Below are 23,462 nucleotides of genomic sequence, written 5' to 3'. Positions count from 1 at the left end.
AGGACTATAACTAGGCCATTATTTCCCGTCTTTTTGCCCCGGCGTTCGATGCTCATGCCCATTCCAGGAAAAAAACTGCTGATCGCCGCGTTGCTGGTGACGGTCACTGCCGTGGCCATTGGCGTTGCGCTCAAACCGGCAACGAGCAAACTCTCGACCCCCACCGCGATTCCGGTGCGGGTGGTCAGCGTCGTCGAACGCGACGTGCCGCGCTACGTCAGCGCGATTGGCTCGGTGCTGTCGTTGCACAGCGTGGTTATTCGTCCGCAGATCGATGGCATCCTCACCCGACTACTGGTCAAGGAAGGTCAGTTGGTGAAGGCCGGTGACCTGCTGGCAACTATCGACGATCGCTCGATCCGCGCCAGCCTCGATCAGGCCCGTGCGCAATTGGGCGAAAACCAGGCGCAGTTGCAGGTCGCCGAGGTCAACCTCAAACGCTACAAATTGCTGAGTGTCGATGACGGGGTTTCCAAGCAGACTTACGACCAGCAACAAGCCCTGGTCAATCAGTTGAAAGCCACGGCGCAGGGCAATCAGGCGGCCATCGATGCGGCGCAGGTACAACTCTCCTACACACAGATTCGCTCGCCGGTGACGGGCCGCGTCGGTATTCGCACCGTGGATGAAGGCAACTTCCTGCGCATGAGCGATACCCAGGGATTGTTCTCGGTCACCCAGATCGACCCGATTGCCGTCGAGTTCTCCCTGCCACAGCAAATGCTGCCGACGCTGCAACGGTTGATCAGCGCAACCCCGCCGGCTGACGTGAATGCCTACCTCGGCGCCGACACCAATGGCCAGACCGGCGACTTGCTCGGCGAAGGCCATCTGACGCTCATCGACAACCAGATCAATGCCAACACCGGGACCATTCGCGCCAAGGCCGAATTCAGCAACGCCGGGCAAAAACTCTGGCCCGGGCAACTGGTGACCGTGAAGATCCAGACCGCCGTCGACCAGCATGCGCTGGTGGTGCCGCCGTCGGTGGTCCAGCGCGGGCTGGATCAGCATTTCGTTTACCGGGTCAACGGCGACAAGGTCGAATCGGTTCCGGTGCAAATGGTCTATCAGGACAGCGGGCTGAACATCATCACAGGAGTAAAGGCCGGTGATGTGCTGGTCAGCGATGGTCAGTCGCGGCTCAAGCCAGGGGCCAGCGTGCAGATTCTCGGCGAGCCGCCAGCGCTCACGCAAAGCACTGCGGCGGAGCAACAGCCATGAAAGTCCATGGCGGTATTTCGGCCTGGTGCATCGACCATCCGGTCGCCACGGCACTGCTGACCTTCGCCCTGGTGCTGCTGGGCTTGATCGCCTTCCCGCGCCTGCCCGTCGCCCCTTTGCCGGAAGCCGAGTTCCCGACCATTCAGGTCGCCGCGCAGTTGCCCGGCGCCAGCCCCGACACCATGGCTTCGTCGGTGGCGACACCGTTGGAGGTGCAATTCAGCGCCATCCCCGGCATGACCCAAATGACCTCCAGCAGCGCCTTGGGTTCGACCAACCTGACCCTGCAATTCACCCTCAACAAAAGCATCGACACCGCCGCGCAGGAAGTTCAGGCCGCGATCAACACCGCCGCCGGCAAGCTGCCCAAGGACATGCCGACGCTGCCGACCTGGCGCAAGGTCAACCCGTCCGACAGCCCGGTGCTGATCCTCAGCGTCAGCTCGACGCAAATGCCCGGCACCGAACTCAGCGACTACGCCGAAACCCTGCTGGCGCGGCAATTGAGCCAGATCGACGGCGTCGGCCAGATCTACATCACCGGCCAGCAACGCCCGGCGATCCGGGTCCAGGCCTCGGCCGACAAACTCGCCGCCATCGGCCTGACCCTGGCCGATGTGCGCCTGGCCATTCAGAAAACCAGTCTCAACCTGGCCAAAGGTGCGCTGTACGGTGAGTCGAGCATTTCCACGCTATCGACCAACGATCAGCTGTTCCATCCCGACGAGTACGGTCAGCTCATCGTCTCCTACAAGAACGGTGCACCGGTCCAGCTCCGGGACATCGCCACCGTGGTCAGTGGCTCGGAAGACGCCTATGTCCAGGCCTGGTCTGGCGATCGGCCGGGGGTCAACCTGGTGATCCTGCGGCAACCGGGCGCGAACATCGTCGACACCGTGGACCGGATTCAAGCCGCGTTGCCGGGCCTGCAAGCGATGCTTCCGGCGTCGATACAGGTCAACGTGCTGATCGACCGGACCCAGACCATCCGCGCTTCACTGCACGAAGTGGAAGTCACCCTGCTGATCGCGGTCCTGCTGGTGGTCGCGGTGATGGCGCTGTTCCTGCGCCAGTGGTCGGCGACGCTGATCGTTTCCAGCGTACTCGGGGTCTCGCTGATCGCCAGTATCGCGCTGATGTACATCATGGGCTTCAGCCTGAACAACCTGACGCTGGTGGCGATCGTCATTTCCGTGGGGTTTGTGGTCGACGATGCGATTGTGGTGGTGGAGAACATCCACCGCCACCTGGAGGCCGGCGACGGCATGCGCGAGGCCGCGATCAAGGGCGCTGGAGAGATCGGCTTTACCGTGGTCTCGATCAGCTTCTCGCTGGTGGCGGCGTTTATTCCGCTGCTGTTCATGGGCGGCGTGGTCGGCCGGTTGTTCAAGGAGTTCGCCTTGACCGCCACCTCGACCATCATGATTTCGGTGGTGGTGTCGTTGACCCTGGCACCGACCATGGCCGCCCTGTTCATGCGCGCGCCGGTACACGACGCCCATGCCAAACCCGGTTTCGGAGAGCGCCTGCTGGCGCTGTATGAACGCGCACTGCGCCGCGCCCTGGCGCATCAGAAACTGATGCTGGGGATCTTCAGCCTGACGCTGTGCATGGCGGTTGCCGGCTACGTGTTTATCCCCAAAGGTTTCTTCCCGATACAGGACACCGGTTTTATCCTCGGCACTACCGAAGCCGCCGCCGACGTGTCGTTTCCGGAGATGGTGAAAAAGCACCAGGCCCTGGCCGACATCCTCGCCGCCGACCCGGCAGTGCAGACCTTTTCGCATTCGGTGGGTGTTTCCGGCAGCAACCAGACCATCGCCAACGGGCGCTTCTGGATCTCCTTGAAAAAACGCGGCGACCGCGATGTGTCCGCCAGCGCCTTCATCGACCGGATTCGTCCGCAACTGCTGAAGGTCCCGGGCATTGTGCTGTACCTGCGCGCCGGGCAAGACATCAACCTCAGCTCCGGCCCCAGCCGCGCCCAGTATCAATACGTGCTCAAGAGCAACGACGGTCCGACACTGAACCTCTGGACCCAGCGCCTGACCGAAAAACTGCGCAGCATCCCGGCGTTCCGCGACATTTCCAACGACCTGCAACTGGGCGGCAGCATCACCCACATCCACATCGACCGTGCCGCTGCGGCGCGTTTCGGGCTGACCGCCAGCGATGTCGACGAGGCGCTTTATGACGCCTTCGGCCAACGGCAGGTCAACGAGTTCCAGACCGAAATAAACCAGTACAACGTTATCCTCGAACTCGACACCCGCCAGCGCGGCAAGGCTGAAAGCCTCGCCTATTTCTACCTGCGTTCGCCGCTGAGTGGCGAGATGGTGCCGTTGTCGGCGCTGGCCCGTTTCGATGCGCCAACCATCGGCCCGTTGTCCATCGCCCACGACGGCATGTTCCCGGCCGCCAACCTGTCGTTCAACCTGGCGCCCGGCGTGGCCTTGGGTGATGCGGTGATTTTGCTCAATCAGGCGAAGAACGACATCGGTATGCCGGCCTCGGTCAACGGCAACTTTCAGGGCGCGGCCCAGGCATTCCAGAGTTCGCTGGCCAGCCAGCCGTGGCTGATTCTGGCGGCGCTGGTGGCGGTATACATCATTCTTGGCGTGCTCTATGAAAGTTTCGTGCACCCGCTGACGATCATCTCGACCTTGCCTTCCGCTGGCCTCGGCGCCTTGATACTGCTGTGGATCCTCGGCCAGGACTTCTCGATCATGGCGTTGATCGGCCTGGTGCTGCTGATCGGTATCGTCAAGAAGAACGGCATCCTGATGATCGACTTCGCCCTCGACGCCCAGCGCAATCGCGGGCTGTCCCCGCAAGAAGCAATTTTCGAGGCATGCCTCACGCGGTTCCGGCCGATCATGATGACCACCCTCGCCGCCCTGCTCGGCGCGCTGCCGCTGATGCTCGGTTACGGCACCGGCGCCGAACTGCGTCAACCGCTGGGGATCGCGGTGGTCGGCGGTTTGCTGGTCAGCCAGGCGCTGACGCTGTTTACCACGCCAGTCATATACTTATGGCTTGAGCGGGTGTTCCATCGCTCCACACCAGCGCCTGCGCTGGCGACCACACACTGAGGCGGGTCATGCGCGTTCTGATTATCGAAGACGAAGAGAAAACCGCGGACTATCTGTACCGCGGCTTGACCGAACAGGGTTACACCGTGGACCGCGCCCCGGACGGCGTCGAAGGTTTGCACCTGGCGCTCGAAAACGATTACGCGGTGATCATCCTCGACGTGATGCTGCCGGGTCTCGACGGCTACGGCGTGCTGCGCGCCCTGCGTGCCCGCAAACAGACCCCGGTGATCATGCTGACCGCCCGCGAGCGTGTCGAAGACCGGATCAAAGGCCTGCGCGACGGTGCCGACGATTACCTGGGCAAACCTTTCTCGTTCCTCGAACTGGTCGCCCGCCTGCAAGCCTTGACCCGCCGCAGCGGTGGCCATGAACCGGTGCAAGTGACCATCGCCGACCTGTGGGTCGACTTGATCAGCCGCAAGGCCACCCGTGCCGGTACGCGGCTGGACCTGACCGCCAAGGAGTTCTCGCTGCTCAGCGTGCTGGCCCGGCGTCAGGGTGAAATTCTCTCGAAAACCGCGATTGCCGAGATGGTCTGGGACATCAATTTCGACAGCGACGCCAACGTCGTCGAAGTTGCGATCAAGCGTCTGCGGGCGAAGATCGACGGGCCGTTCGAAGAGAAACTGCTGCACACCATTCGCGGCATGGGCTATGTGCTGGAGAGCCGCAGTGCGCAGTAACAGTATCGCCCTGCGCCTGAGCGGCATGTTCACATTGGTGGCGGCGCTGGTGTTTCTGTTGATCGGCTGGGCGCTGTATCAACAGGTCGAAAAGGGTTTGGCGCTGTTGCCGGCAGCCGAACTGGATGCGCGTTACAGCGTGCTCGAATCCACGGTCGGGCGCTTTGGTACGCCAGAGCACTGGGTGAAGATCAACAACAAACTCAACCTGCTTAGCGAAGAGGACAAGCGCATCAGCTTCTGGATCATCAGCGGCGATGCCAACTACGAGTACGGCAACATCACCCCGCAGATCCGTGCCTTGGCGCAAGGGCCAACCGGCAAGCGCGACGTACAACTGCCGGGGCAGCCCTATCCGATGAAAGTGCTGGTCAGCCAGTTTCCGGCCAAGGACCAGCGTCCACCGCTGCGCTTCATGATCGGCATCGACACGCAAACCTTCTATGAGACCCAGCATCACTTGCTGATCGCCTTGATCAGCCTGGCAATCATCGGTGTGCTGCTGGCTTCGGCGCTGGGTTACTGGGTGGCGCGAATCGGCCTCAAACCGTTGATCAAGTTGTCGCAGGAAGCGCAACGACTGGCACCGCCGTTGCTGTCCTCACGGCTGCAACTGTCGCCGCTGCCGCCAGAACTCAATCAGTTCGTCAGCTCGTTCAACTCGACGCTGGAGCGGGTCGAGCAAGCCTACACGCGACTTGAATCGTTCAACGCCGATGTCGCCCACGAACTGCGCTCGCCGCTGACCAACCTGATCGGTCAGACCCAGGTTGCCCTGACCCGTGGGCGCTCGGCAGAGCACTACTTCGAAGTGCTGCAATCGAACCTCGAAGAACTCGAACGGCTGCGCTCGATCATCAACGACATGCTGTTTCTGGCCAGCGCCGACCAGGGCAGCAAGGCCACCAAACTGACCACCACCTCGCTTGCGGATGAAGTCGCCACCACTCTGGACTACCTGGATTTCATCCTCGAAGATGCGCAGGTCAAGGTTCAGGTCAGCGGCGATGCCCAGGTGCAGATTGAAATCGCCCACCTGCGTCGGGCGCTGATCAACCTGTTGAACAACGCCGTGCAGCACACCGCTCCCGGCCAGGTCATTCGGGTGCAGATTGATGTTCAGGAGCATCAGGTCAGTATCGGCGTCGCCAACCCTGGTGAGCCCATCGCCAGCGAACACCTGCCGCGCTTGTTCGAGCGCTTCTACCGGGTCGACGCCTCGCGCAGCAACAGCGGCGCCAACCATGGACTGGGGCTGGCCATCGTCAAGGCGATCGCGCTGATGCACGGCGGCAATGTGTTTGTGCACAGCGATAACGGCGTGAATACCTTCGGGATCTATTTGCCGATTTGATTCCTGTGGCGAGCGAGCTTGCTCGCGCTGGGCTGCGAAGCGGCCCCAAGACAATCAACCGTGTTTAATCAGATATACCACCTGCCCCGAATTACGACTGCTACGCAGCCGAGCGCGAGCAAGCTCGCTCGCCACAGGTCGGTGCGACTGTTGCTCTTGATGCAACAGTCCTTTATGCAATCCGCTCTTTTTCCCACCCCCCAAGACCTTTACCTTGGCCACACCAAACAGCACTTGCCAAGCAAGAAGGTTTTCAAGATGTCCAACAGTATGGGTATTGCCAGCGCTTTCGTTTTGTCGTCCTTGTTGTTGTCTCCCTTTGCCATGGCTGAAGAATCGCCGGCATTTGTCGCGCATAATGCTGCGCGTGCCGCAGCCTTCGACAAGGCCCAGGCTGAACTGACCGCAAAAGCACAGAAGTCTGAGCAAACCCGGCAAACATCGGCCAGCCAGGCTCAACCACAGGTTGAAAAAGACAGCTGATCGGCAACACCACTCAGTTTCCCTCGACACTTCTCAGGGCTCTTTCCCTTGAGAAGTTGTCTTCAAGCCGCTGCTATCAGCGGCTTTTTTTCGTTGTGTATTTGTCAGGCATTCCTTCGTTATTACCCAATAAGAAACACCCGGATTATTAACTATAACAACGCTTGTTATTGACCCAAGGAGCTGTACCCCGCGTGAGCATCACCCTCAAACTCAGTCCGCTATTCATTGCAATGGCCGCAACGATGGCCGCAAACGTCCAGGCCGCCGACGATTCCAGCCGCGAAGGTTTCGTTGAAGGTGCAAGCCTTAAACTCAATGCCCGCAACTACTACCTGAACCGCAACCGTCAGCAGCAGACTAACGACAACATCGAATGGGGCCAGGGTTTCCTCGGTATCTTCGAATCGGGCTACACCCAGGGCCCGGTCGGTTTTGGCGTGGATGCCAACGCCATGCTCGGGCTCAAACTCGACGGTGGCGGCGGCACCGGTGGTTCGAGCATCCTGCCGATCGGCGATGACAACAGCAAAGCGCCGGGCTCGTTTTCAAGCGCTGGCGGTGCCCTGAAAATGCGCGCCCTCGACACCGAGCTGAAAGCCGGCGACCTGTTCCTCAACAACCCGGTAATCGCCGGTGGCATGAGCCGCATGCTGCCGCAGACCTTTCGCGGTGTCAGCCTGACCAACCACAGCTTCGACGGCTGGCTGATCGAGGGCGGCCAGGCCAGCTTCACCAAGCCTTACAACCAGAGCGGGCACCAGCGTATCGGGACGTCCTACGGCAAACTGGCAGACGGCGACAAAAGCCAGCACCTGAACTGGGCCGGCGTAGCCTGGAGCGGCCTGCCGGGCCTGACCAGCAGCCTCTATGCGTCCGAGCTCAAGGACATCTGGAACCAGTACTACTACGACCTGGACTACACCTACGCGGTCAATGAGCTGATCAGCCTCAACCCGGGCCTGCACTACTATCACACCCAGGACACTGGCGACGCACTGCTCGGAAAAATCGACAACAACACCTACAGCCTGCACTTCACCGTGGGCGTCGGTAGCCACAGCGTCACCGCCGCTTACCAGCGCGTGAACGGCAACACGCCGTTCGATTACATCGCTCAGGGCGACAGCATCTTCCTCGACAACTCACAGCAGTATTCGGACTTCAACGGCCCGAACGAGCGTTCGTGGAAGCTCAAGTATGCCTATGACTTCGCTGGCGTCGGTGTGCCGGGCCTGACCTCCGCCGTGTCGTATTCGCGTGGCACGCTGGACCTGACCAAGGTTGACCCGAACAGTCGCGGTTATGCCAGCTTCTATAACGAAGCGGGTAAAAATGCCAAACACTGGGAGCGTGATGTCGATCTCAAGTACGTGGTCCAGGGCGGTACGGCCAAGGATCTGGCGGTGCGTCTGCAATGGGCCACCAATCGCGGCGGCAACGGCTACGGCGCGCTGGATACCGACACCGATGAATACCGGGTGATCGTCGACTACCCACTGAACGTTTTCTGAGAAAAATTCACAAAAAGGCCAGCACCGGTGCTGGCCTTTTTTGTATCCGGGATCTATACATGCACTGAGATCAACGAACTGATATCTGCAATGCCGCCCGGCGTGTCCGGGAACTACGCTGATGATGTCCCTGTGCAGAAATCAGAACCATGAGTGCAAACCGCACATACCACGCCATAACAGGCTCCGCCCGCCGACCGGAATTGCTGCTGGTTCTCGGCAGCTCGCTGACCGTCGTCGCGATCATCGCCATCGTCACCTTCCTGCTGATCCGCGAACACGCCAATGCCATGCAGGCGGCCACGCGGGGTGCGACCAACATCGTGCAACTGATCGACGCCGATGTGCTGCGCAACGTCGAGCTCTATGACCTGTCACTGCAAGGATTGATCGCTGCCGCCCAACGTGACGACCTGCAGAAGGTTTCGGCGCAGATCCGCCATCTGGTGCTGTTCGACCGCGCAAGCACCGCACGTTACAAGGGCGATGTACTGCTACTCGACCAGCAGGGCAAGGTAATCGCCAACTCGTCGTCAATTCAGCCCAAACAGGGCAATTTTTCTGACCGTGACTACTTCCAGGCTCACGTCGGCAACAGCGATAGCGGGATGTTTATCAGTCGCCCGTTCAAACCCCGTTGCGACTGCCCCGAGAACGATCAGTGGCGCATCAGCTTCAGCCGGCGCATCTCTTCGCCCACCGGCGAGTTTCTTGGCGTTGCCGTCGCGTCCATGCAACTGGCGTACTTTGACGAGCTGTTCAGCAGCCTGGACATCGGCTCCAACAGTACCCTCAACGTGCTCGACAAGGACGGCATACTGCTGGCGCAAAAGCCCATGCTGACCGATGCCAGCATTGGCAAGAGTTTCGGCAATCGTCCCAACGTCATACGCATCATGCGTGAAGGCAGTGGCAGCTTCAGTAGCCTGTCGAGCATGGACCACCAGGAACGTCTGTACACCTTCTCGCGCGTCGGCAACCTGCCGTTGACGGTCAGCGTCGCGCTCTCCATGGACGAAATCTTCGCCAGCTGGAGACGCACCGCGTACGTGATCAGTGGCGCAACCGGTGTGTTGTGTATCGGCTTGATGTGGCTGACCTTGCTGCTATGCCGCGAATTACGCCTGCGCCATCACGCCGAGCAGGAACTGGCGCAACAGGCCGCCATCGATGCCCTCACCGGCGTGGCTAACCGGCGCACCCTCGACCAGGCCCTGAACCATGAATGGTCCCGCGCCCAGCGCTCGGGCAAACCGTTGTCGGTGCTGATGATCGACGCCGATCACTTCAAGTCGTTCAACGACCGCCACGGCCATCAGAGCGGCGACGATGCCTTGCGCGTGCTCGCCAGGGTCATCAGCGAAAACATCCGTCGCCCCTCCGATCTCGCCGCGCGCTATGGCGGTGAGGAGTTTGCCGTGGTGCTGGCCGAGACTGACAGAAGCGGTGCACTGCGAATTGCCGAAAATATCCGCGCTGCAGTCGAGCAACTGCCACCGTTCGAAGGCGACGAGTCCCCCATCACCGTCAGCATCGGCCTCTGTACCTCTACAGGACAACCGGGCGAGAGCCTGGAAAACCTGATGTATGCGGCCGACAAGGCGCTGTATCAGGCCAAGCATCGCGGACGTAACCGGGTGGTCGCCAGTTGAAAGATCGCAGCCAGTCGTCGGAGCTGCCGCAGGCTGCGGATCTTTTAAAAGAACCATGAAAGGCCAACGCCGAGCGTTGGCCTTTTTCTTTTGAGCAGCCTCTACGGGATGCAGGTTCTCAAAAAAGACAGTTGATTGAGTCACTGTCAGGACGTCGAGAGTGCTGAAGCACGACCGATGGCCATCGTCCGTTTCATTCGATTAGTTGTCCTGATTGAGCATTTTCGTAACCCAGGCAGTTACGTAAGCTGATTTCCCGTCGCGACCGCACGAGCGGAACGCTAACCGCCTGCGCTTCAAAGAGATCTTCCAGTCGCACGACCTGATTCGCAATGTCGATGAGCACATGGATTTCGATACTGCGGCCATCGTGTGGGAGTTTTCCAGGGCCAACGCGATTCACACCCAATACTTCCACTGAGGACGCCGGCATGACGCCGCAAACGCTTGCACCCATTGACTCGATCAGCCAGGAGAAGCATTCCTTGAGTGTCCTGGCCGTGCTCGTCGCTCTGTTTCTCGCTGCCATGGACAGCACTGCAGTCAGCACCATACTGCCGCAGATCAATGCGCAAATGCAGGACACAACGCTCTATCCCTGGGTTGTCTCGGGCTTCTTGCTACCTCTGGCACTGATTGCGCCGCTGGCCGGCGCACTGGCTGATCGGTTCGGAATTTCTTCGATGATGAAAGGCAGCCTGCTGATCTTCATCGCCGCATCGGCAGTGGTTGCCAGTAGCCAGAGCATGGTCATGCTGATTGCAGGCAGAGCCCTGCAAGGTATCGGGGCGGGTGGCATCATCGTTCTTTCCTACTCGATGCTGGCATCACTCTTCGAAGGGCCAAAGCGTGCCAGCATGCAGGGAATGCTCAGCAGTGTCTGGGGCCTGGCTGCAGTATTGGGCCCTGTAGCGGGTACGGCACTGGGCAGCACCTTGAGCTGGCGTGCAGTTTTTTGGCTCAATCTGCCACTGGGCTTTTTGGCATTGATGGTGCTGCTTTTCACCCCCGTGATCGGCCGAGGCCGATCAGCCAGGACTGTGGATCCCATAGCGCAGGTTTTTTTGGCCATCGCCGCTTGTGCAGGACTGTTCATGTTAAGCAGTCAGCACCTTGACATGATCCCGCACCCGATATCGACGCTGGCGATTGTGATGCTCATCAGTGTTGTAGCACTGGTAGCTCGAGTTCGCGCGGCACCCGCCGGCAGTCCGGTGCCGTTGAGTTTCTTTGATCGGCCAGCGCTGGGAGCGGTCATGGCTTTGGTGGTTATCTCGAGCATCGGCTTGTACGCCACGGTCAGCTTGTTGCCCATCGCTCTCAGCCGTACGTCGGGCAGCGCATTGTCGACAGGGTTGCTGATCATGCTGGCCGCGTTGGGCTGGGTGGTAGGCGCGACCGTCTGTGGCAAGCGTCTGTCGAGCGTCGGCTTCAGGTCCATGGCAATAGCTGGGATGTCGATGCTGATGCTCGGTTGCATAGGGGTGGCTGCGGGACTGCAATGGTCGCAGTGGTTGGCCATTGGTGCAGGCCAGGTACTGGTCGGACTGGGGATGGGCTTGACGGCCACTACGACCCTGGTGCTCGCGCAGAACAGCGCCCCGCATGATCAGCTGGGAGCCTACACGTCCACGGTGCAATTTCTGCGTAACCTTGGCGCGGCGTTCGGCGTCAATGCGATGGTGGCTATTGCGCTGTACCTGCCGCCCAACCGGGCCTACCAGGTCACTTTCCTGCTGCTAGGTCTTTTGATGACGGTCGGTTTACTCTTTGCCTTTGGACTGCCTTCGCGCGGCGGACCGCAAAAAAGGTAGACGGAGTAGCAATGCGTTTCGCTGACATGGATCACACAGCATTAGTTATTGAAAGGCAGTTGAGCAGGATGGCCGATGAGGAGAGCGAGCCTCATCGACACCATCTCGGGCAATTCGTGTTAGTGAAAAAGGGCGTGCTCCATGGCAATGCCATCGAGCAACGCTGGTTACTCAAACCGGGAATGGCGGTCTGGATTCCGCCACAGACCTTGCACTCTGGTGAGGCTTACACACAGGTAGACCTCACGGTCTTGTACCTTGGCCCTGAACTGTGCGAACGCCTCTCTCCGAGCATCAAGCTGATCGATGCCTCCCTGCTGATCATCGCCCTGTGCGACCGATTGGCCGAGGAAAGCACTCGGCCGCTTTCCAAACAACGGCGCGGCAGCATGTTGCAATTGTTGTTCGAGGACATCGAAGAACTGGCGCCCAGCAATATGGTCCTGCCTTTACCGCGTGACGCACGGCTCAAGCGTGTCACCGAGCAACTGATTGCCAAGCCTGGGATGCGTAGGAACCTGACCGAATGGGGTCGCGAGGTAGGCGCCACCGAGCGGACTCTGGCGCGCCTGTTTCGCAAGGATACCGGTTTACGTTACACGGACTGGCACAACCGTCTGCTGCTCGTGGAGGCATACCGTGGCCTGGCGGTCGAGAACACCAACGAGACCCTGGCGCAGCACCTGGGATTTGCCTCGGGCGATTCGTTTGGTCACTGGTTTCGGCGCGTCACCGGTAGTAGCCCAGGCCAGGTGCGCAGTACCTTGCAGGCCGTGAGCACGGGCTCCGAGCAATGACTGCCGGCTGCTCAGCAGATCCATCCGGGGGTTGTAGGTCAGGCGACATGCACGTCACTGATCTTGCTGGTGATGCTGCAAAGCCATTTTGACCTGGATCTGTTAACCCTGAAAATCTTCTGATGCGCCACTTGGCATACTACCGAAAAATAACGCACGGCCGTCCACAGCATCATTGCCCTTGGCTAACACTTCCCTTTTGTCGGGTGTAGAAGACGTCCACCTCCGAGTCACCAGCGTCGCCACCACAGCCAAGCTGGTTGCGTTTGCGCGCAACGCGCCATGCATGCCTTACGCACCATAAAAAAAGGCCACCCGAAGGCAGCCTTTAAAAACTAGAGAGGTTTTTGCTTACACGGCCGCAACGGGACGCATGTAAGAGATCGGTGCAGTACTGGCGTCTTCAAACGTCACGACTTCCCAAGCATCTTTCTGCTCAATCAATTTGCGCAGAAGCTGGTTGTTCAGTGCGTGGCCCGACTTGAAGCCTTTGAACTCACCAATCAGGCTATTGCCCAGCAGGTAGAGGTCACCAATTGCATCGAGGATCTTGTGCTTAACGAATTCGTCTTCGTAGCGAAGGCCGTCTTCGTTCAGTACTCCATCCGCGTCGACCACGATGGCGTTTTCAACGCTACCGCCGAGTGCGAGGTTGTGCTTGCGCAGGTACTCGATATCACTCATGAAACCAAAGGTCCGGGCGCGGCTGACTTCTTTTACGAACGAAGTGCTGGAAAAATCCACGCTGGCACTTTGAGTGCGGTCACGAAACACCGGGTGATCGAAATCGATCTCGAAGCTCACTTTGAAGCCTTCGAAAGGGACGAAAGTGGCGCGCTTGTCGCCATCTTCCACTGTCACTTCACGCAGGATCCGGATGAACTTCTTGGCTGCGTCCTGTTCTTCCAGGCCAGCCGATTGAATCAGGAATACGAAGGGTCCAGCGCTACCATCCATGATCGGGACTTCGGACGCGGAGAGCTCGACGTAGGCGTTATCGATGCCCAGGCCAGCCATGGCCGAGAGCAAATGCTCCACCGTGTCCACTTTGACGTCACCGTTGACCAGTGTCGTCGACATAGTGGTTTCACCAACGTTTTCCGCGCGAGCAGGAATCTGCACCACAGGGTCCAGGTCGGCACGACAAAACACGATGCCGGTGTCTACAGGTGCTGGCTTGAGGGTCAGGTATACCTTCTCCCCGGAGTGCAGGCCTACACCTGTGGCACGGATAATATTTTTCAGGGTGCGTTGTTTAATCATGGCTTGGGCCGCTTCAGCGCAAATTGCGAACTGGTATCAACAAAGGCTGGCGATAATAGCAGACCAGACCTTTGCTGAACACCAATCACCTTCATAGCCCTGATACATTCCATCAATCGGCCTGACGACGCAGGAATGCCGGGATGTCCAGGTAGTCCAGATCGTCTTGCGGATTCATCTTCGCGGCAGTCGCAGCACCGGCTTGAGCCTGGTTGCGCATGACGGTCGGACGGTCCAGGTCACGGTAGTTTACCGCTGGCTGTTCCTGGCGTGCAGGGGATTGTTGTTGTGGCTGCGAAGCCATGGAGGTGTGAACGGTGTTGTCGATGACCTTGACAGGCTTCTCGATTTTCGCGCCCAGACCGGTGGCAACCACGGTAACGTGCAGCTCGTCGCGCATGTCCGGATCGATAACGGTACCGACCTTGACCATGGCGTGTTCGGAAGCGAAGGCTTCGATGATGCTACCCACGTCGGAGTACTCACCCAGAGACAGGTCAGGACCGGCGGTGATATTCACCAGGATACCGCGTGCACCTTGCAGGTTCACGTCTTCGAGCAGCGGGTTACGGATAGCCGCTTCGGTCGCTTCACGCGCACGGTTAGGACCGCTGGCGCAGCCAGTGCCCATCATCGCCATGCCCATTTCGCTCATCACGGTACGGACGTCGGCGAAGTCGACGTTGATCATGCCCGGACGCTTGATGATGTCGGAGATACCGCGAACGGCACCGGCCAGTACATCGTCGGCCTTGGCGAAAGCCGACAAGAGGCTTGCGTCTTTACCGAGGATGGTCAGCAGCTTCTCGTTGGGAATGGTGATCAGCGAGTCGACGCTTTCAGACAGCAGGCGGATGCCTTCGTCTGCGATCTGCATGCGCTTGCGACCTTCGAACGGGAACGGACGAGTCACTACCGCAACGGTGAGGATCCCCATTTCCTTGGCCACTTCGGCAATGATCGGCGCAGCACCGGTACCGGTACCGCCGCCCATGCCGGTGGTGATGAACACCATGTTTGTGCCTTGCAGCACTTCGGCGATGCGCTCGCGGTCTTCCAGAGCGGCCTGACGACCGACCTCAGGGTTCGCGCCAGCACCCAGACCTTTGGTCACGCCGGTGCCCAATTGCAGGATGGTCCGCGCGCCGATGCTTTTCAGCGCTTGGGCATCAGTGTTGGCGCAGATGAACTCAACGCCTTCAATGTTGCTCTTGACCATGTGATTCACAGCGTTGCCGCCGCCACCGCCAACACCGATAACTTTAATAACCGGGCTTGCGGGGATGTTGTCTACGAGTTCGAACATTTTCCCTCTCCTTACATTCTCTAGTTTTTTTCGCCTACTGCGCCTACTGCGTACAACGGTGCTGCGGTGTCACGGTGTTGCGGTAAATCTTCAGAAATTGCCCTGGACCCAGCTTTTGATGCGATCGATCAACGGGCTTTTGGCCTCTTCGTTGTTGTAGCTATCGCGACTGCTGCTGATCCCCGAGAAGGAAATGCCATCGGACTGCTTTTGCAGGCCATACATCAGCAAACCAACGCCGGTGGAATAAATCGGGTTGCGCACTACGTCGTCCAGGCCTCTGACGCCATGCGGTACGCCCAGGCGTACCGGCATGTGGAAAATCTCTTCGGCCAGTTCGACCGCGCCTTCCATCTTCGAAGTACCGCCGGTCAGCACGATGCCGGCCGGGATCAGGTCTTCGTAGCCGCTACGACGCAGCTCGGCCTGGATCAGCGTGAACAGCTCGTCGTAACGCGGCTCGACCACTTCGGCCAGGGCCTGACGGGACAGCTCGCGCGGCGGACGATCACCGACGCTTGGGACCTTGATGGTTTCACCGGCGCCGGCCAGTTTGGCCAGGGCGCAGGCGTAGCGGATCTTGATTTCTTCGGCGTACTGGGTCGGAGTGCGCAACGCCATGGCGATGTCGTTGGTCACCTGGTCACCGGCAATCGGGATCACCGCGGTGTGACGAATCGCGCCTTCGGTGAAGATCGCGATATCGGTGGTACCGCCACCGATGTCCACCAGGCACACGCCCAGCTCTTTCTCGTCATCGGTCAGTACCGAGTACGCCGACGCCAGTTGTTCGAGAATGATGTCGTCGATTTCCAGGCCACAACGACGCACGCATTTCTCAATGTTCTGTGCAGCGTTCACCGCGCAGGTGACCACGTGGACCTTGGCTTCCAGACGTACGCCGGACATGCCCAAAGGCTCGCGCACGCCTTCCTGGTTATCGATCACGTAATCCTGCGGCAGCGTGTGCAGTACGCGCTGATCCGCCGGAATCGCCACGGCCTGGGCCGCATCGAGCACGCGCTCAAGGTCGGCCGAGCTGACTTCGCGATCACGAATCGCCACGATGCCGTGGGAGTTCAGGCTGCGAATGTGATTGCCCGCCACACCGACGAACGCCGAGTGAATCCGGCAGCCAGCCATCAGTTGCGCTTCTTCGATCGCACGCTGAATGGACTGCACGGTGGATTCGATATTCACCACCACGCCCTTCTTCAGGCCGCGGGAGGGGTGAGTACCGATCCCGACGATTTCCAGTTGGCCATCGGCCGCGACCTCGCCTACCAGCGCCACCACCTTGGAGGTGCCGATATCCAGACCGACGATCATTTTGCCGCTTTGCACGTTTGCCATGGTCCTGCCTCTTCTCAATTCTTCGCGACAGCGCGTTGGGCCGTCGTGGGCGCTACAGGTTCCCGCCAGCCAACGGCCAGGCCGTTGGCATAACGCAGGTCGATGCGCGCAATGTTCGTAATCTGTTCTTTAAGCGTCTTGTCGTAGATGGCAATGAAGCGGCGCATCTTTTCCACCAGGTGATCGCGTCCCAGCAACAGCTCGATCCCAGGGCCCGCGCTACCCGCGCCAGTGGTCAGAAACCAGCTGCCGCGTTCACGCAATTCCAGCCGGGCAATCGAGAAGCCCAATGGCCGTAACATCTGGCTCAACACCTGATACTGCTGCATCACTTGCTGCTGGGCCCGTTGTGGGCCGAACAGCTGTGGCAAATGTTCGTAGTTGGCCAATTCACGCGGCGTAAACGCCTGCCCCTGGTTGTTCAGCAACGCTTCGTCACCCCAACGGGCCACGGGCAGTTGCTCCTCCAGGCGAATCACCACCTGGTCAGGCCAGACGCGACGCACTTCGGCGTGGGCAATCCATGGCATCTGTTCCAGCTCGGTACGCATGCTCGCCAGGTCAATGGTGAAGAAGCTCGCCGCCACGTACGGGGCGATCCGCTGCTGCACTGCTTGCTGGCTGATGTAACTCAAATCGCCCTGCACGTTGATCTTGGTGATCGGCCGATCGGCGTACGGCAGCAAGCGCTGTGCACCTTCGTAAGTACCGAACCCCAACGCGACCAACAGCACGGGCCAGAACAAGGCTTTGAGAAAACCAAAATTGGCTTTCGGCAGGCGCACCGACATCGGCTCTTTGGCCACCATTCGGCTGGCACCCCGCGGCACCGGCTTGCGGCCGGGTGCGGATGGCTGATGACGTAGCTGGGCGCCTTGCATGGTCTTAACCTCGCGGCTCTACGTGACTGCCAACACTGGCCGCCAGGATCGCCAGCACCAACTGCTGGAAATCCAGACCGGCGGCGCGTGCGGCCATCGGGACCAGACTGTGGTCGGTCATGCCCGGTGCGGTATTGACTTCCAGGAACCAGAACTGCCCATCGGCGTCCTGCATCACGTCAGCCCTTCCCCAACCGGCGATACCCAGCGCCTCACAGGCTTTTGCCGTGAGGTCCATGAGTTCTTGTTCTTTAGCGCTATCGAGGCCACACGGGATCCGGTACTGGGTATCGGAAGCCAGGTACTTGGCGTCGTAGTCGTAGAAAGTGTGAGGCGTGCCCAGAGCGATCGGTGGCAACACCTGATCACGCAGGGTCGCAATGGTGAACTCCGGACCTTGAATCCATTGCTCGACCAACACTTGCGAATCGTAGGTACTGGCCGCTTTCCAGGCTTCGATCAATTCTGCTGCCGAAGTCACTTTGGCCATACCGATACTTGAACCTTCATGCGCCGGTTTGACGATCAAAGGGAAGCCCAGTTCCGTCGCCGCCAAAATACAGTCGGCTTCGCTGGTCAGTACCGCGTGACGTGGCGTCGGAATGCCGAGGCTGTGCCAGACCTGTTTGGTCCGCAGCTTGTCCATGGCCAGTGCAGAGGCAAGGATGCCGCTGCCGGTGTACGGAATACCCAGGCATTCGAGCAAACCCTGCATGCTGCCGTCTTCACCGCCACGACCGTGGAGAATGATGAACGCGCGGTCGATTTTTTCGTTCAGCAGGCGCTGCAGGAAATCGTCGCCGACGTCGATGCCGAACGCATCCACGCCAGCGGACTGCAGCGCTTCAAGCACCGCGTTACCGGATTTCAGCGAAACCTCACGCTCGGCGCTTTTGCCACCGAACAGCACGGCCACGCGGCCGAAGTCTTTCGGAGCGATTGTCGAGAACAGGTTGGCGTAGGCTGCAGTCATTTCAACTTTCCTTCGTTAGGAGCGACAACCGCACCCGCGAACAACGGACTATTCAACAGTTTCGGTGCAAGACCACCGATATCACCGGCGCCCTGGCACAACAGGATGTCGCCGGCACGCAGCAGCGGCTTGACCACAGGCGCGAGGTCGACACCGCGCTCGATGTAGATCGGGTCGAGCTGACCGCGCTGGCGGATGCTGTTGCACAGTTTGCGGCTGTCAGCCCCCGGAATCGGCTCTTCGCCGGCCGGGTAGACTTCCATCAGCAGCAGCACGTTGGCGTCGGCCAGGACATTGACGAAATCGTCGTACAGGTCGCGGGTGCGGCTGTAGCGGTGCGGCTGGTAAACCATCACCAGGCGGCGCTCTGGCCAGCCACCGCGCACGGCTTTGATCACCGCTGCAACTTCGGTCGGGTGGTGACCATAGTCGTCCACCAGCATCACGTTGCCGCCTTCGACCGGCAGTTCGCCGTAGACCTGGAAGCGTCGGCCAACACCCTGGAAGCCCGACAGCCCCTGAACGATGGCTTCATCGCTGACGCCCTCGTCGGTCGCAATGCAGATGGTCGCCAGCGAGTTCAGTACGTTGTGATTGCCCGGCATGTTCACCGAGACATCCAATGGTTCGCGATCAGGGCGCAGCACGGTGAAGAAGGTCTGCATGCCTTGCTGGCGAACATTGATGGCGCGTACGTCGGCATCTTCGCTGAAGCCGTAGGTCATGGTCGGACGTTTGACCAGCGGCAGGATTTCACGCACCACCGGGTCGTCCAGGCACATCACCGCCAAACCGTAGAACGGCAGGTTGTGGAGGAACTCGACGAAGGTTTTCTTCAGTTTGTTGAAGTCACCGTCGTAGGTCGCCATGTGGTCGGCGTCGATGTTGGTGACCACGGCCACCAGCGGCTGCAGGTGCAGGAAACTGGCGTCGCTTTCGTCGGCTTCGGCGATCAGGTAACGGCTGGTGCCCAGTTGGGCATTGGTGCCTGCTGCATTCAGGCGGCCACCGATCACGAAGGTCGGGTCCAGGCCACCGGCCGCGAACACCGAAGCGATCAGGCTGGTGGTGGTGGTTTTGCCGTGAGTACCGGCGACGGCGATGCCGTGGCGGTAGCGCATCAGCTCGGCGAGCATTTCGGCACGCGGCACCACGGGGATACGACGTTCAAGGGCCGTCGCGACTTCCGGGTTGGAAGGGTTCACGGCACTCGACACCACCAGTACATCGGCGGTCGCGGCATTTTCGGCGCGGTGGCCGATGAAAATCTGGGCGCCGAACGATTCGAGACGCTCGGTCACCGGCGACGCCTTCAGGTCGGAACCGGACACTTGATAGCCCAGGTTCAGCAACACTTCGGCAATGCCGCACATGCCCACACCGCCGATTCCGACGAAGTGGATGCGACGGATGCGGCGCATTTCCGGTTGCGGCATGGCTTTCTGATTTTCAACCATGAACCACCTCCAGGCAGATATCGACCACGTTGCGGGTTGCATCAGGTTTGGCCAGGCGACGAGCGGCGCCAGCCATGTCGTTGAGTCGTTGCGGTTGCATCAAGACCTCTGTCAGGCGTGCAGCGAGATCCGCTGCGCCAGTCGTTCTTTGCGGCATCAGGAAGGCAGCGCCTTCACGAGCCAAATATTCGGCATTGCGGGTCTGGTGATCGTCGATCGCGTGGGGCAAAGGCACCAGCATCGAGGGCAGACCGGCAGCAGCCAGCTCACTGACAGTCAGCGCGCCAGCGCGACAGACCACCAGGTCGGCCCAGCCATAGGCTTGGGCCATGTCTTTGATGAAAGGCTGCACTTGCGCCTCGACACCGGCCGTGCGATAGCGCTCGGCAGTCACTTCATCGTGGTTTTTACCGGCCTGATGAAACACTTCCGGACGCAGTTCAACAGGCACCTGCGACAGGGCTTCAGGCAGCAATTTGTTCAACGGTTCTGCGCCCAGGCTTCCGCCCAGGATCAGCAAACGCGCTTTGCGTCCGGCCAGGGCTGGACGCGCTGTATCGAGGAACAACTCGGTGCGCACCGGGTTACCGGTAGTGCGCCGGCTGCCACTGGCAGCAAAGGTGTCCGGGAAAGCTTCGCAGACTCGCGCGGCCAACGGCACCAGCAACCGATTGGCGGTACCGGCGACGGCGTTCTGTTCATGAACGATCACGGGCACGCCAGCCAGTTTGGCGGCTACGCCACCAGGACCGGTGACATATCCGCCAAAGCCCAGGACGCAGACCGGCTTCAGCTGGCGAATGACGGCACGGGCCTGCCAGATCGCCTTGAGCAATACAAAAGGTGCCTTGAGCAGCGACAGCTTGCTCTTGCCACGCAGGCCGCTGACGTTGATCAGGTGCAACGGCAGGCCGGCATTCGGGACCAGTTCGTTTTCGATTCCGCGAGGCGTCCCGAGCCAGTGCACGGTATAGCCGCGCGCTTGAAATTCGCGAGCGCAGGCCAGCGCCGGGAACACGTGGCCACCGGTGCCGCCCGCCATGATCAGCACGTTAGCGCCCATGGGTCGGCTCCTCGGCGAAGTCACTCTCGCTGAATTCCATCTCTTCGCTGCCCAAGTGGGTTCGACTCTCCCATTCGATGCGCAACAACAAGCCAAGACAGGCGCAGCAGATCACCAACGAACTGCCGCCGTAACTGAGGAACGGCAAGGTCAGGCCCTTGGTCGGCAGCAGGCCGACGTTCACCCCGATATTGATCAGGAACTGACCAATCCACAGGAACGACAAGCCGTAGGCGACATAGGCGGCAAAGAATTGCTTGGCCTTTTCTGCCCACAACCCGATGTACATGCCGCGTATGCACACGAAGACGAACAGCGCGACGGTGGCCAGGGAGCCGACCACGCCCAGTTCTTCGGCCAGAACCGAGAACACGAAGTCGGTGTGCGCTTCCGGCAGGTAGAACTGTTTCTGCACGCTGTTGCCCAGGCCAACGCCCAGCCACTCACCGCGACCGAAGGCGATCAGTGCCTGGGTCAACTGGTAGCCGGAACCGAACTGGTCGGCCCAAGGATCGGTGAAGGTGGTCAGACGCGCCATTCGATAAGGCTGCATCTTGATCAGCAGCACCACCGCCACCACCGCCAGTATCACCATCAAGGTGAAGCGGAACAGCCCGACGCCGCCCAAAAACAGCATCGCCGCCGCGGCCCCCATCATCACGACGGTGGCACCGAAGTCGGGCTCCATCAGCAGCAGGCCGGCCATTGGCAGCAGCACGATGAACGGCTTGAAGAAGCCCATCCAGCTTTCGCGCACTTCTTTCTGGCGACGCACCAGATAACCAGCGAGGTAGATCACCACAAAGACCTTGGCAATCTCGGAAGGCTGGACGTTGAAGAAGCTGAAACCGATCCAGCGCATCGAACCGTTCACCTCACGGCCGATCCCCGGGACGATTACCATCACCAGCAAACCGAATGCACCGATCAGCATCAGCCAGCCCAGGCGTTGCCAGGTAGCGATCGGAATCATCATGGTGACGATGCAGGCACCCAAGCCGAGCACGATGTAAATCAGGTGACGAATCATGTAATACAGGGCACTGCCCGACTGCACTGCCGCCACTTCGGTCGATGCCGATGCAATCATGATCAGCCCCAGCCCCAGCAACGCCATGCAACCGGCGAGCATCGGGAAGTCGAGGTCGATACCGCGCCCGGTGATGATCGGCGACGGGTACGGCTTGATGATATTTCTCAAGCTCATGCCAAGTCCTCCACGGCCCGGGCGAACAGGTGCCCACGCTCTTCGTAGTTCTTGAACATGTCAAAACTGGCGCACGCCGGCGACAGCAGCACCGCATCGCCTGGCTGGGCGATGGCGCGGCATTGCTCGACCGCTTCGATCAGCGAGTTGACGCGAATCAGTGGCACGGCATCGCCGATGGCCTGGCCAATCAGCTCGGCGTCACGCCCCATTAACACTACGGCGCGGCAGTTGGCCGCGACCGGATCACGCAGGTCCTTGAACTCGGCACCTTTGCCATCGCCACCGGCGATCAGCACCAGCTTGCCTTGTATATCTGCGCCCAGGCCTTCGATAGCGGCCAAGGCAGCGCCAACGTTGGTGGCTTTGGAATCGTTGTAGTAGCTCACGCCATTCAGATCGCGGACCCACTGGCAGCGATGCTCAAGCCCGGCGAAAGTCCGCAGGCTCGAGAGCATGGCATCGAACGGCAGGCCCACGGCGTGCCCCAGGGCCAAGGCCGCGAGGGCGTTGGACTGGTTATGCGCGCCACGAATTTTCAACTCGCGTACCGGCATCAGGTTCTGGAATTCAAAGGCCAGATACTTCTCGCCATTTTCCTCGCGCAGACCAAAGGCCTTGAAATCCGGCTTGTTCAGCCCGAAGGTCCAGCACGGCAGGCCCTCGCCCATCAACGGACGACTCAACGCATCCTGACGATTGACCACCACTTGCTTCGCGCCACGGAAGATCCGGTGCTTGGCCAGGTGATAGGCCGGCAGACCGCTGTAACGGTCCATATGGTCTTCGCTGATGTTCAGCACGGTGGCCACTTCGGCGCCCAGCTGATCGGTGGTCTCCAGCTGGAAGCTCGAGAGTTCCATCACGTATAGCTCGACGTCGTCGCTCAGCAGATCGAGTGCCGGAGTACCGAGGTTACCGCCCACCGCCACGCGCTTGCCGGCCGCTGCCGCCATTTCGCCGACCAGCGTGGTCACGGTGCTTTTTGCGTTGGAGCCGGTAATGGCGACAATCGGCGCCTTCGCATTACGTGCGAACAATTCGATATCACCCGACAGCTTCACGCCACGGGCAGCCGCCGCCTGCAGGGCCGGTGTCGCCAAGGCCAGGCCAGGGCTCACGTAGAGCTCGTCGGCACGGCAGAGGAATTCGACATCCAGCTCGCCACAACGCACTTCCACCTGCGGGTAGTCACGACGCAGCGTGGCCAGCTCCGGTGGATTTTCCCGCGTATCGGCGACAGCGAACGACACTCCCCGGTTCGCCAGGAAGCGAACCAGGGACATGCCGCTCTTGCCGAGGCCGACAACGATGCGGAAGTGGTCAGAAGCGATCAGAGACAC

General features: G+C 60.2%; 18 protein-coding genes. 9 read left to right on the top strand and 9 right to left on the bottom strand.

The genetic code is table 11. The features are described from left to right. Positions 1–54 precede the first annotated feature (54 nt). The 9 genes from AABM55_RS04960 (at position 55) to AABM55_RS04920 (ending at position 12,616) form a co-directional block, all read left to right on the top strand. Positions 55–1,224 carry an efflux RND transporter periplasmic adaptor subunit gene (locus tag AABM55_RS04960; RefSeq protein WP_347928964.1) on the top strand — a complete coding sequence of 390 codons (1,170 nt, stop codon included), beginning with the start codon at positions 55–57 and terminating at the stop codon, positions 1,222–1,224. Continuing rightward, the gene (locus AABM55_RS04955) at positions 1,221–4,316 is read left to right on the top strand and encodes a multidrug efflux RND transporter permease subunit (RefSeq protein ID WP_347928963.1); all 3,096 of its coding nucleotides are present in this window, start codon (positions 1,221–1,223) and stop codon (positions 4,314–4,316) included. Before AABM55_RS04960 ends, AABM55_RS04955 begins: the two co-directional genes overlap by 4 nt. An 8-nt stretch (positions 4,317–4,324) precedes the next feature. Further along, positions 4,325–5,002, top strand: coding sequence for a heavy metal response regulator transcription factor (locus AABM55_RS04950; protein WP_103319145.1), 678 nt, complete (start codon positions 4,325–4,327; stop codon positions 5,000–5,002). Further along, the gene (locus tag AABM55_RS04945) at positions 4,992–6,356 is read left to right on the top strand and encodes a heavy metal sensor histidine kinase (RefSeq protein ID WP_347928962.1); all 1,365 of its coding nucleotides are present in this window, start codon (positions 4,992–4,994) and stop codon (positions 6,354–6,356) included. The genes AABM55_RS04950 and AABM55_RS04945 overlap by 11 nt, the downstream gene beginning before the upstream one ends. Positions 6,357–6,614: 258 nt before the next feature. Then, positions 6,615–6,839 (top strand): hypothetical protein, encoded by a 225-nt coding sequence (locus tag AABM55_RS04940; RefSeq protein ID WP_347929992.1) that lies wholly within the window; start codon positions 6,615–6,617, stop codon positions 6,837–6,839. A gap of 194 nt (positions 6,840–7,033) precedes the next feature. After that, complete coding sequence (locus tag AABM55_RS04935; RefSeq protein WP_347928961.1) at positions 7,034–8,353, top strand: OprD family porin; 1,320 nt, start codon at positions 7,034–7,036, stop codon at positions 8,351–8,353. Between the two features lie 149 nt (positions 8,354–8,502). Further along, positions 8,503–10,005, top strand: a complete 1,503-nt coding sequence (locus AABM55_RS04930) for a sensor domain-containing diguanylate cyclase (protein ID WP_347928960.1) — start codon at positions 8,503–8,505, stop codon at positions 10,003–10,005. 431 nt (positions 10,006–10,436) lie between these two features. Next, a complete protein-coding gene (locus AABM55_RS04925; RefSeq protein ID WP_347928959.1) occupies positions 10,437–11,819 on the top strand; it encodes an MFS transporter in 1,383 nt (460 codons plus the stop codon). A gap of 11 nt (positions 11,820–11,830) precedes the next feature. Continuing rightward, on the top strand, positions 11,831–12,616 hold the full coding sequence (locus tag AABM55_RS04920) for an AraC family transcriptional regulator (protein WP_347928958.1): 786 nt from the start codon (positions 11,831–11,833) through the stop codon (positions 12,614–12,616). Between the two features lie 351 nt (positions 12,617–12,967). Here the strand turns inward: AABM55_RS04920 and lpxC are convergent, their stop codons facing one another. The 9 genes from lpxC to murD all read right to left on the bottom strand — a co-directional run bounded on the left by lpxC (position 12,968) and on the right by murD (position 23,462). Beyond that, complete coding sequence (gene lpxC, locus AABM55_RS04915) at positions 12,968–13,879, bottom strand: UDP-3-O-acyl-N-acetylglucosamine deacetylase (protein WP_054595720.1); 912 nt, start codon at positions 13,877–13,879, stop codon at positions 12,968–12,970. Between the two features lie 112 nt (positions 13,880–13,991). Further along, on the bottom strand, positions 13,992–15,185 hold the full coding sequence (gene ftsZ, locus AABM55_RS04910) for a cell division protein FtsZ (protein WP_054595719.1): 1,194 nt from the start codon (positions 15,183–15,185) through the stop codon (positions 13,992–13,994). Between the two features lie 90 nt (positions 15,186–15,275). Then, positions 15,276–16,538: a cell division protein FtsA gene (gene ftsA / locus AABM55_RS04905; protein WP_347928957.1), complete on the bottom strand. Its 1,263-nt coding sequence runs from the start codon at positions 16,536–16,538 to the stop codon at positions 15,276–15,278. 14 nt (positions 16,539–16,552) lie between these two features. Further along, positions 16,553–17,419 (bottom strand): cell division protein FtsQ/DivIB, encoded by an 867-nt coding sequence (locus AABM55_RS04900; protein WP_054595718.1) that lies wholly within the window; start codon positions 17,417–17,419, stop codon positions 16,553–16,555. 4 nt (positions 17,420–17,423) lie between these two features. Then, a complete protein-coding gene (locus tag AABM55_RS04895; RefSeq protein ID WP_347928956.1) occupies positions 17,424–18,392 on the bottom strand; it encodes a D-alanine--D-alanine ligase in 969 nt (322 codons plus the stop codon). Beyond that, positions 18,389–19,849 carry a UDP-N-acetylmuramate--L-alanine ligase gene (murC, locus tag AABM55_RS04890; RefSeq protein ID WP_054595716.1) on the bottom strand — a complete coding sequence of 487 codons (1,461 nt, stop codon included), beginning with the start codon at positions 19,847–19,849 and terminating at the stop codon, positions 18,389–18,391. The genes AABM55_RS04895 and murC overlap by 4 nt, the downstream gene beginning before the upstream one ends. Further along, positions 19,842–20,912 carry an undecaprenyldiphospho-muramoylpentapeptide beta-N-acetylglucosaminyltransferase gene (gene murG / locus AABM55_RS04885; RefSeq protein ID WP_054595715.1) on the bottom strand — a complete coding sequence of 357 codons (1,071 nt, stop codon included), beginning with the start codon at positions 20,910–20,912 and terminating at the stop codon, positions 19,842–19,844. Before murG ends, murC begins: the two co-directional genes overlap by 8 nt. After that, positions 20,902–22,113, bottom strand: a complete 1,212-nt coding sequence (gene ftsW, locus AABM55_RS04880; RefSeq protein ID WP_216741348.1) for a putative lipid II flippase FtsW — start codon at positions 22,111–22,113, stop codon at positions 20,902–20,904. Before ftsW ends, murG begins: the two co-directional genes overlap by 11 nt. A gap of 2 nt (positions 22,114–22,115) precedes the next feature. Further along, a complete protein-coding gene (murD, locus tag AABM55_RS04875; RefSeq protein WP_054595713.1) occupies positions 22,116–23,462 on the bottom strand; it encodes a UDP-N-acetylmuramoyl-L-alanine--D-glutamate ligase in 1,347 nt (448 codons plus the stop codon).

It is taken from the genome of Pseudomonas helvetica, assembly GCF_039908645.1.
In the GTDB taxonomy this organism is placed as follows: Bacteria; Pseudomonadota; Gammaproteobacteria; order Pseudomonadales; family Pseudomonadaceae; genus Aquipseudomonas; species Aquipseudomonas helvetica.
The sequence above is the reverse complement of the archived record's forward strand: the minus strand, read 5'-3'. Positions and strand labels throughout refer to the sequence as shown.